Source organism: Microvirga antarctica (assembly GCF_017921815.1).
GTDB classification, from domain to species: domain Bacteria; phylum Pseudomonadota; class Alphaproteobacteria; order Rhizobiales; family Beijerinckiaceae; genus Microvirga; species Microvirga antarctica.
In genome coordinates this window covers 335,873-346,143 of record NZ_JAGEMM010000005.1, presented here as the reverse complement: position 1 = coordinate 346,143, position 10,271 = coordinate 335,873, and the positions used below count along the sequence as shown (strand labels likewise).

Below are 10,271 nucleotides of genomic sequence, written 5' to 3'. Positions count from 1 at the left end.
CGGACGCCTGAAGGACTGGCGTCGTGTCGCTACACGCTACGATCGATGCCCGACGGTCTTCTTCTCAGCCATCGCCCTCGCCGCCACCGTCATCTTCTGGCTATAGCCAATGAGTCCTGACCCTAGCATGGGCTCCAACGTATTATGTCCAAACGCCGGGCCGCGCCTTGGATCGAGCAGCGTGATGAATGGCGCAAGACCTAAAACTGCAAATCAACGCCTCATATACTCCGCCAAAACACTATCTGTATTTTCAACCACTTGTTTGCATCTAGCCGAGTGCCGAGTAAATAGAGATGAAGTATTAGAACAATTATTTGCGATCAAGTTTTGTTGATCATCATATTCGAGCTGTATCCGAGAGCGCATAGCATCAACAGTCATACCGATACTTGATCCTAATTTCGCTGCCAAAACATTTAATTGATCGGCTATTTGCCCATGCGCCCGAGCGCTATCCTGAAAATTACTTTTAATCATACATTGTTTCACAACTGTATAATAGGCTACGCAAGTAGACATTTCATGCTGCACGTTACTTAATGCCCGCTCTTCCTTAACGGAAAGAGATTGGGCTGATACAGATGTCGTACCGAGAACCAAGACCGCGACGCCCAAGTAAGTCTGCATAATCGTCTCCCAAGATTTATAGGATCGAATTTTGCACAGCGCTCGCCCTATGCGCGAAAAACTTAGGGGTATGTTTGTGGATACCTTGGCCAGTTCACCTTCATATTCGAGCTCCCGACATCACTGGGTCTAACGACCGCCGGTGTGGATCGGCAGGTGCGGGGATGGGAGAACGCCAGCGACCACGCTCCCACTTTCATCACGCTGGATTACTGATCGCCAGCCTCTGCCCTGGTGTCGTCATCCGCCATGCGGTTCTCAAACCCATCCATCCAACCCTCCCGGATCTCGTAGATACCGGCCCACTTCGCAATCGGCTGCTCATGGGCCGGACCATCGAGGTAGATCAGCGCGTGGGTATAGATACCCACCTTTTGCAGCTCGTACACGATGATTGCCCGCAGCCGGAGCAGCTTCTTGCGGCGATGGAACAGCTGTGTCAGGCGCCGAATGCGGTCTTGAATGAAACGCTTGCCCGCGTTCAGGGCAAGGTCTTGAGGTGCCTGTACGGTGAAAAAGCTGAACGGGTTCTTTCAATCCATCGCGTCACCAGTTTGGGTGAGTTCTCAGTGAGGGACACGGTTATCTCCTTGTGTAGGAATAAGGGACATTCACTCCTCGATGACCACTCGGATCGGCAGCTGCCGTTCGATCAGGCGGGCCTGCAGCAGCGAGACGGTGAGGTCATCGAGCAGTTCGACCCAGCGCTCGGAGCTGCCAGGATGCCACCCGCCATCGACGAAATCGATGCGCCCACCTGTGCGGCGCTGGCTGTTGGGGCTGAAGCCGAGATCCATACCTTGGAGCAATGTGAAGGCCTTGGCCTGTGGGCTCTCCGAGTGCTCCCAGACGCTCCACCAGGATTGCTCCGGCAAGAGGTCATCGAGCTCGTCGGGTGAGGCGCAGGTCTCCCGGCGCACTCGCTCGAGATCGGCTGCTGTCTCGAAGCGATAGCCCTGCTGGGCGAGATGCTGGCGCCAGGTTGGTGTCGCCGGTGGCTCATCCTGCCACGGCCCCAGCGACGCCCGCCATTTGTTGTCATAGGGGTGCTCGGGCTCGAGCGCCGGGAAGAGATGCAGGGCGTGGTCGACCCGACCAGGATCAAGCAGAAGAGGCACGCCCTCGACCAGCGCATGCGCCTTGGCTGTGGCGGCGAACGAGGCCGTGACCAGGCTGCCGAGACCGAAGAGAAAAGACCGTCGCGAGATCATGATGAGCCCTCCATGGCGGCACGCATCGAGGAGGGCTGAGAAGACCTGATTGTTGCTCTCTAGGGAGAGCCTCATCATGGGTGCCACCGTTGCGGGTCTAATCGCTGGTTGGCGGGGCCTCATGGGCCCTCTCGGGATGCACGGTGAAGCTAAACGGAGCGGGAAGATTATGCAAACCGGGGGGTTTATCCGTAAACCCCCCGTTAACCCCTGGTGGAGTGTCCACCCTAAGGGGCCCACTCCAAAGAGAGAGCGAGTTTAACCCCCCCTGCACGGCGAGGCCAAGGCTTGGCTCACGCTCGCTCGCTGGCCTTAACGTCTCGAATACCGAGCATGCTAGAAATTGCCGCGGGATTTGTCTCCCTCATTTCTTGAAGAAAGGCAGATATTTCTCGCACGGCCGATATTTAGAACAAAAATCCTTTTCAACGAACATCATTTGAGTTAGATTGATAGTGCATCCCGAGAGGGCCTTCCGAGGCCCCGCCAACCAGCGATTAGACCCGCAACGGTGGCACCCATGATGAGACCCGGAAACGGGTAACAATTGGTCTTCTCAGCCCTCCTCGATGCGCGCCATGGAGGGCATTTTAATGAGCGATCGACATCCTTTTCTTCTGAAACTTGTAAGCCTGCTGACCGCCTCGACGCCTCGAATGCGTCGCCACCACAGAGTTGTTGTCGGCACTGGGCTTCTGCCCATCTCGCAAGAGATAGCACTCTGCAGATTTCTGACCCACGGAGATTGGGAGCGAAACCGTCCCCCTCCCCTGATCAAGCCACAGCGCCGTCAAGTCGCCCGATGCCGCTCTGATCTCGTCGGCGTTACGCCATGAGCAAATCTCCGCCACCCAGCACCCGCTGCTCACGGACGATGGACCTGTTCCGCGATTACTGCCCGGACAGTGATGCCTGCGCGACGAGTTTGCCCGCCAGTGGGCCGACCGCTCATGCGAGCAAAAAGGCTGGCTCGGATCCTGTGAAAAGGAAGCCGCGGTCATGAATCCCATCACCCCATCGCTAGCAGCCATCGATGACCATGACGCCACAGTTAACGGCGTCGATTTCATCCGAAATGTGCCCACACAATCTGAGACCTCCAGATTAGAGAAACCTCACGGACGGCAAGGGCTTCTCGCCGAAGGACCTGAGGCCGAAATAGCTGCCCACACTTATACAGTTAGTGGAGGCGCACGCACCGCGGCCTCAGACCGAGCACGAGAACGAAGGCGGCAGGTGGCTCGCATCCGTAGACGCCAGAAGCACAAGCGCGGTCCACGAGGCTCCTGGCACCTGACCTGGAAACAGGTGCTCTATGTCGACCACGGCGCCATCGTGGCCCGGCGGAGCAAGACACCGCTCAACATGATGGTCACTCTCCTTGGAACCAGAGAGCTGCCAGACGCTCAGGTAAAGCGCTTCCTGTCCCGCAAGATCAGCCACATCAATCAAGTGCTGAGGCGGCACCAGCACGAGCGCCTTGGAATCACCGTCTACGAGAGGCTGCCCTGGTCATCGCTCCACGCCCATTACCTGGTGCACGTCCCAACACGGTGCGTTCGTGATGAAATTATTCGGCTGGCGGACAAATGGAATGCGACCGAGCCGGGGGTAATCGCTATCGAAAAAGCAAACGAAGGCGCGGCGGATTACGTGACGAAGCAACGCCAGTGTCTGCCACCCGAGGCCGAAGATTGGGCCGCGCTACACCGCAGAAAACGACAGCGGGGCGAGTGGATTGATGGCCCACGGCTTTCGATCACAACCTCCCTCAAACTCATGGCCGCCCGAAGATGACGATCCTCCCGCTCCCCTCACCACAAATGAGATCAACCATGGACACCTACATCCTCCTCGACCGCTCCGGCTCGATGACTGCGAAATGGCCCGAGACCCTAGCGGCGATTGATGGTTATGTCCGCGAACTAGCCCACGCCACCCCACAAACACGGGTTACGCTGGCTCTCTTCGACGATCCGACCGATGGAGCCTCTTCCCGCCCTGGGGGCTGCCGTGACCCCTCATGGTTCCACATCGCCCGCACAGGCCAGCGCGCAGACCGCTGGAGGCCTCTGTCGAAGATCAAGGCCAAACCCCGAGGCATCACCCCGCTCTTCGACGCAATCGCCCGGATCGTTAAGCTGGTGGAGGAGCGGGCAGCGCCGCGTAGCGTGCTCGTCATCGTGACCGATGGCGAGGAGAATGCCTCGCAAACGGTCACCGCTGCAGCGGCCAAGGCCCACCTCGATCGTTGCAGGGAGCGGGGCTGGCAGGTGATCTTCCTCGGAGCTGATTTCAGCAACTTCGAGCAGGCCAGCCAGCTTGGCGCCCAACCAGGCCAGGCGCTCACCATGGTGAGCGGCTCCTATAGCCTGTCGCTGGGCCTGCTCGCTCAATCGACGGTCAGCTACAACGCTACCGGAAGCCAAGTGCAACTCCTGCCGGAAACACCCATGTCCGCATCAACGGCCAAGTTATCCAGCACTCTCCCCTAAACCATCGCGACCGGTGTTTGCAGGCATGGCCCCAACCTTTTTTTGTTGTGGGTCTTGGAGGGGGTGTCAGGAGACTAAAGTTATCCTTCTGACACCCCCCTGACACCCCCCCTGACACTCCCCGGATCACTCTGATTTCTGGAAAGGTGTTAGATATCAGATAGATAATTTTTACTACCATTCAACGTTGCAATTAAACCTAAAGTCGTTTTGGGAATCGTACCCCCCGCCGCAGAGAGCACTATTAAACCCCCATCGGGCGCACCGCTAACCCGGCGCTCAGTCTATTGACTGCCTCGACGACAGCGAGCCTGCGCCTGCCACCAAGACCGATCGATGACCGCTCTGCCCGTCGCATCCCGCCTCTGAATAGCGTTGGCCGTCGATTGTCGACCGTCTTCAGTCCTAGTTTGATCCATCCCCTTATAGTGTTCTTGTGCGCGCCGAGGCTCGCTGCGGCCTCTTCGACGGTGTAGTTCCAATGCATTTTGATCCGACGCGCGTCGATTCGACGGCGCCCCATCACAGCGGCCCCGAGTTTTTTGCACGGGAAGCGGCGACGATCGGATCCGGCTGCTTTGAGGTTCGCCTATCGAGAAACAAAGGTATGTCCGGCCACTCCACTTTACTGGGTCGCACCGCAGGCCTGTTCTGTGCGTCGGTTGTTTCCAAGGGACCAGCAGACGATGCTGGCGGAAGGCCCAGACTCCGAGAGAGATCCAGAGGATCAGAAAGGCGCGTCGACACAAGAGTTTGGAGCTCCGCAAGAATTGCCTCAGGCCGGCGAGCGAGAGTCTCGCAGACGAGTCGCGCCGACTTCGGTCCTAGAGCCTCCAAGAGTGCCATCGCGGCCGACGTGGCATCAAGTTCGACGACCTGCAAATCGTGTTCGTTGATCTGGCCCGAGTCTTGTTGCGCGTCGTTCGAGAGGTTCTGCTCCCTCGAGCGCATGCGCGTGTGTTGATGATGGGAGCGAACGAACTCCTCGACCTCTTGGTCGGTGAGGAGTTCTCCTCGCTCGACTTTTTGAAGCGCTGCGTCGGCGACGTCGTCGGGAAGACTCTTTCGCGATAACAGGTATGCGGACGTCGGGGTCAAAAGCGTCACCGTGACGCTTTTCGCTGCCAATTCGGCGACCGCGATATACCGCTGGGCCGTGCGACGACTAATTCCGACCTCGGCTTCGACCCATTTCACAAACTGACCGTGTCGGAGCTGGATTTTCGCAGCAGTCAGATCTAAACCGATCTCGATCAGTTCCTGAGTCGATTTGGTAATCCGATGGCGCAGTCGACTGGCATGCGCGCGCAATTCTTCTGCTAGTGCGCCCTCAAGGGCGTCATAGTCGAACAACCAAGGAATCTTCGCGGTGGCAGACCCGGAACGTTCGAGTTGCGACTGGAAAACAAGGGCCGTTGATTGTGGTGAAGCGGCGAGGTCGAGTCCCATCACCACGCCGTCTAAGCTCTCCATCGCGCGAGCCGTGCCATTAGTGCTGCTCATAGCGATGCTCCCAGACGGAGGCTGTCCGAGGTGGAGCGCTGAAGTCGGTCAGCCAACCACAACCTGACTGTTGGGAGGTGATAGCGAACCGAGCGGCCGAGCTTAATAAAGGCAGGTGTGTCCCCCGTCAGCCGACGTTTGTTCCAGGTAGACGCGCTGACGCCGGTGATCGTAGCGAGCGTATTTGTGTCGACGTATTCGGGATCCATTTGGGATGTCCTTGGGATACTTGATCCAATGGTGGACATCCTGCTGCAACGCTGAAGAAAGCGCCCGGACCCGACTTGGCCCAATTTTGAGGAAGTTAGGTCCCCGGCTTTGTCGCTCGGCCCTTTCGGACGTTCTCTTCCTCTCGAAGGTGCCGCTCGATTGTCCGCCATTTGATGTCGATGCCAAGCGGATTCGCGAGCAATTCAAGGACCGCCTGAAATCGCCCGGGTTCTTCGTCCGCTTGGGCGCGTCGTCCAATTGCTGGGCTTTGCGAGTACTGTTTGTAGAGACACCACACCAACCAGGCCCAACCGCGGACGGGATCGGGCCGTTGCGGGCTAGTCCCCATTTCCTGCCGGAACCGCCGCACAGCCGTGCTGGCGCGTTCGCCAAACTCAACGATGAGGTGGCGGGCATCATCCAGCGCATCCCAGCGATTGAAGCTACCCATCAGTTGCCGCACGGTCCCGGCAACGCTCTGGAGTTCTTCAAGCTCTTCCATCGCGCTGTCAAACACCTCCAATGCTTCCGTCAGACCTGCCGCGGCATCGGAGGCTGTGATCAATATGTCCTTCGCGCGACGAGGATCGAGTTGGTCCCCGTGCTTTTTGGCTTTCGATCGCGCCAACTTCAGGCCGCACCCGAGTTGCTCGAGTTGCTCGAAGAAATCCTCACAGTTTTTTTCCGGTCGTAAAGCTATGCGTTTTGCGAGCTCAGCCCGTATTGGATGTGAGTAAATTCTGTCGGGGTCGCCGTCTGATGCAATAGCATCCATGATTCGCCCGGTTTGTGAACAGACATTCTGAGGTCAAAAACGGAGGCTAGCCAGGTGGGTAGTCTCCACGAAGATCACACCGTTAAAGGTTTTCAGCTGCAATGTCTTCCAACTGGTGGGCGTCGGCACATCATCAACCACGGCATCGCCACTGCGCACGTTAGGGGGATGTCGACCCGACGTCCGGGCGCCTAACCCGTCGGTGCTGAGAGCGCACTCGCAACGCACATACAATCCGTCTACCAGCGCGCGGTGGTCACCCGGTGGTCACCGTAAGCCAATTCCTCGACTTAGGGGAAAAGCACTGACCGCTAACAATTTGAACTGCTTAGTAGAATTTGGTGCCGCAAGAGGGATTCGAACCCCCGACCCCCTCATTACGAATGAGGTGCTCTACCAGCTGAGCTATTGCGGCGTCGCGCCCGTCAAGGGGCGGAGCGCGACCTCATAGCTGCATGGCCGGCGCTTGGCAAGGGATGCGACGGGACTTGACGCCAAAGCCTAGCCAAAAAAGCTGCGGCGGGGGGGTGTCTCTTCGCGCAGGCCCGGATCGTCGGGGGGGCTTGCCGGAAAGACAACCGGCTCAGGCTTAGGGTGCGTTGCCGGCACAACCTGCGGAGAGGCGGCCGGAATGGGTTCGGGATCGTCAAGGCCAACGGGCTCAGGACCATCAATGACCGACGCATCCGCAGATTCTGCCGGCCCGATGGGCAGGACCTTGGTGGAATCGTCGAGGTCGGCTGTCACGTCGTCGCTCATGGCGAGTTCCGGCGCCATCAGGATGTCCGGCGGCGCCTGCCACACGAAGGCGTCGAGGCGGCCGGTGACGGGCGAGATGGGGGCCCATTGATCGGACACGACCCCGTCGGCGATCCAGGCCGGATCACGCGGGGCGCGGGTTGCCCGGGCGAGCCATTCCCGGCCCTTGCCGGTGGCGCCGTGCTCGGCCTGTTCGAGATCCGACATGAGCAGGCACACCCGCATCGTCGGGCGGTCGCCAAGCAGCGGCTCGATCGCATCCCGCACGCGCCCGAATTCCCGCGCCTCGAGAGCCGCACGCGCCACCGCAAGCCGGCCTTCCGGTGCGCCGGAAACGACGCGGGAAAGGGTTTCGGCCCGTTTCAGACGGTCGAGACCGGAATCGCCCGGACGCAGATTGACATAGACATCCGCGAGGTCGGGATGTGGCTGGATCCGCCAGGCCGTCTCGACAATTTTTGCGGCCCGGCGCAGATCGCCCTTGCGGGACAGCAACCGACCGGCGAGCGCCGCGGCGGGAACGAGCCCGGGGGCGAGCTTGACGGCGTCCTGCGCCACGGACAGGGCCCGGTCGGGCTCATGTTCCGCGCGATCGAGGGCATCCGCGGCCAGCAGAACCGCTCGCTGGCGGCGGGCCGTCGCCTTATCGAGCAGTCCGAGCGAGGCCCGCCGTTCGACCGAATCCAGCGCCCCGCGCCAGTCCCGGTCGGCGCAGCGCGCCTCGAGAACCGCATCGCTCGCCCAGGTGGCCGCGGGGGCAATGCGGATGGCCTCGCCCGCATATTCGCGGGCCGCGTCCGTGTCGCCGCGTCGACGGGCCTCCACGAACAATCCACGCAGGCCCAGAACCCGCGTGTCATCCTCGTCCATCATTTCAGTGAAGGCAGCCTCGGCGGCCGCGCGGTTGCCCGACACCTGGGCCGCCTGGGCCTTGAGAAGCAGCGTCAGAGCCTCGCGGCCGAGGAGGCGTTCGGCCTCGCCGGCATAGCGGCGGGCCGCGATGGGATCACCGGCGCCAACCGCCACCATGCCGCGCGAAACGGCCTGATAGCCCCGGGCACGCCTGCGGGCGCGGGACGCGAAGGTCAGGCGGGAGGGCAGCTGGAGCAAGGCCGACACGCCCGCCCAGAGAAAGGCGAGCGCCAGGGCGATCGCCACCAGGGCGACGGCCGCGACGGCGACCGAGGTCTGCATCTCATAGCCGCCGAAGGTCACCAGGACGGTGCCGGGACGATCCGCGAGCCAGACGGCGCCGAAGGCGGCGACGCAGAGAAGACCGATGAAAACGAGAGCGCGCCACATGCTGGCTGTGTCCTTTTGCGTAGATCGTCCCGGACGGCCGCACGGGCCTGTCCAGATCGCTAACCCCAAGGGGCCGGATGTCGGTCCGGCCCGAAACGTCGTCCTATTGCGCCTGAGCGTTCAGCACGGCCAGCGCGTCGGTGGCAAGCGCCTGGGCACCCTGATCGGCCGTGGCCCTCGCGGTGGCGCGCGCGCCCCACTCGGCGGACAGCCTGCGGGATGGCTCGGGCAGGGCATTCCAGGCCGCAACCGCCGCCTGGACGTCCCCGCGATCGAGCGCCTGCCCGATGCGCGCCACGAGGCTCGGCACGTCGCTGGAACCCGGCTCATTGACCGGGCGAATGGTGACCACCCGGTCGGCCATGCGCAGGAGCCGGTCGGTCAGCGTGCCGGACGCCGCCCTATCATCCCGCAGAAGGGCGGCGCTCAAGGGCTCGAACGCCTGCCTGAGGGCGGCGGCGGTTGGCGCGCCCTGAGCCGCGGAGGGCTCAAGAGACTGGAGCCGTGCCGCTTCTGCGCCACTCCTGCGCAAGGCCTGCAGCGCTTCCGCATAGGGCTCGCCCGTGCGCAACGCCTCGCCGACCCGCTGGGCCAGCACGATTCGGATGGCGGCCTTGGTGCTGTCGTCCGGGCCTTGGCCGACCCGTTTTGAAAGGTCCACGACCTGTGTCTCGATGGCCTGCCGGGCGGACGCGGAGGCTTGCTGGGTGGATTGGATCTGCCCTTCAAGGCCGGTGAGGCGCTGGTTCAGCTCGCCCACAACCGCCTTGTCCTGTTCGGCCGGCACGGTGGCGGCAGCCCGGGTCAGCGCCTGCTGGGCCGAGGCCTGGGCGGCGCTCACCGCCTGCTCGGTGGCGGATTTGGCAGCCTCCAGGCTTTGAATGCGGGTGGCGAGCGCTTGAACGGCGGTCGCGGGAGCCCCGGGGGGCGGCAAAGCCCCGACCCTTTGCTCGAGGGCGCTCAGCCGCTGATCGCCGGACGTCGCCCGCATGGATTGCAGGCCGAACAGCAACGCCGCCCCGACGACGCCACCGAGGAGCGCAGCCGCCAGAAGCGGGAGGAAGGCCTTGTCGCGCGGCGCGCGCTCAGATGGGCCGGCGGAAGGACGGTCGTTCGCGAACACCCCCGCGACCGTATCCGAAGGCGGCGGAGGCGGAGGAAGATCGGGCGAGTCCGTCACGCGGTCCGGATTGGCGGGAGCTGCCATCTCGATGGCGACAGCCTCGCGAATTCGCTCGGCTTCGCCCGCGTCCGGCGGATCGACCGGACGGCTTTCATCGACCACGCGTGCCGGCAGATCGATGGTCGCGGGATCGCGACGCGGCTTCTTGCGCGGAATTTTCGGGGTTGAGGAATCGGTTGGGTCGGTCACGGGTCACTCTTGGG

General features: G+C 61.7%; 9 protein-coding genes, 1 tRNA gene, 1 pseudogene and 2 riboswitches. Of the genes and pseudogenes, 3 read left to right on the top strand and 8 right to left on the bottom strand.

All coding sequences use genetic code 11. The features are described 5' to 3' along the window. Nucleotides 1-106, top strand: a pseudogene (locus tag J4G32_RS16545) (IS5/IS1182 family transposase); the annotation flags it as partial. 107 nt (nt 107-213) lie between these two features. Here the strand turns inward: J4G32_RS16545 and J4G32_RS16540 are convergent. From J4G32_RS16540 to J4G32_RS16530, 3 genes are all read right to left on the bottom strand, one after another. Further along, entirely contained in the window at nt 214-630 is a 417-nt protein-coding gene (locus J4G32_RS16540) for a hypothetical protein (RefSeq protein ID WP_210496604.1), read from the bottom strand. Nucleotides 631-839: 209 nt separating this feature from the next. Further along, nucleotides 840-1,019 (bottom strand): hypothetical protein, encoded by a 180-nt coding sequence (locus J4G32_RS16535; RefSeq protein ID WP_210496603.1) that lies wholly within the window; start codon nt 1,017-1,019, stop codon nt 840-842. A gap of 222 nt (nt 1,020-1,241) precedes the next feature. Next, a complete protein-coding gene (locus tag J4G32_RS16530) occupies nt 1,242-1,919 on the bottom strand; it encodes a hypothetical protein (RefSeq protein ID WP_210496602.1) in 678 nt (225 codons plus the stop codon). Further along, a riboswitch (SAM-I-IV-variant riboswitch) is annotated at nt 1,880-1,986 on the bottom strand. Its footprint overlaps the gene before it by 40 nt. A gap of 307 nt (nt 1,987-2,293) precedes the next feature. Further along, nucleotides 2,294-2,399: riboswitch (SAM-I-IV-variant riboswitch) on the top strand. 750 nt (nt 2,400-3,149) lie between these two features. Between J4G32_RS16530 and J4G32_RS16525 the strand changes: the two genes are divergently transcribed. Beyond that, nucleotides 3,150-3,638, top strand: coding sequence for a hypothetical protein (locus J4G32_RS16525; RefSeq protein ID WP_210496601.1), 489 nt, complete (start codon nt 3,150-3,152; stop codon nt 3,636-3,638). A gap of 38 nt (nt 3,639-3,676) precedes the next feature. Beyond that, entirely contained in the window at nt 3,677-4,336 is a 660-nt protein-coding gene (locus tag J4G32_RS16520) for a vWA domain-containing protein (RefSeq protein WP_210496600.1), read from the top strand. Between the two features lie 522 nt (nt 4,337-4,858). Here J4G32_RS16520 and J4G32_RS16515 read toward each other — a convergent pair. From J4G32_RS16515 to J4G32_RS16495, 5 genes are all read right to left on the bottom strand, one after another. Beyond that, complete coding sequence (locus J4G32_RS16515; RefSeq protein ID WP_210496599.1) at nt 4,859-5,839, bottom strand: DUF3102 domain-containing protein; 981 nt, start codon at nt 5,837-5,839, stop codon at nt 4,859-4,861. A gap of 304 nt (nt 5,840-6,143) precedes the next feature. Further along, nucleotides 6,144-6,824 carry a hypothetical protein gene (locus tag J4G32_RS16510; RefSeq protein WP_210496598.1) on the bottom strand — a complete coding sequence of 227 codons (681 nt, stop codon included), beginning with the start codon at nt 6,822-6,824 and terminating at the stop codon, nt 6,144-6,146. 339 nt (nt 6,825-7,163) lie between these two features. Beyond that, nucleotides 7,164-7,239: transfer RNA gene (locus J4G32_RS16505), tRNA-Thr, on the bottom strand. An 86-nt stretch (nt 7,240-7,325) separates the two neighbouring features. Further along, nucleotides 7,326-8,885 carry a heme biosynthesis protein HemY gene (locus tag J4G32_RS16500; RefSeq protein ID WP_210496597.1) on the bottom strand — a complete coding sequence of 520 codons (1,560 nt, stop codon included), beginning with the start codon at nt 8,883-8,885 and terminating at the stop codon, nt 7,326-7,328. Nucleotides 8,886-8,988: 103 nt separating this feature from the next. Further along, nucleotides 8,989-10,257 carry a COG4223 family protein gene (locus J4G32_RS16495; protein WP_210496596.1) on the bottom strand — a complete coding sequence of 423 codons (1,269 nt, stop codon included), beginning with the start codon at nt 10,255-10,257 and terminating at the stop codon, nt 8,989-8,991. Nucleotides 10,258-10,271: the final 14 nt, after the last annotated feature.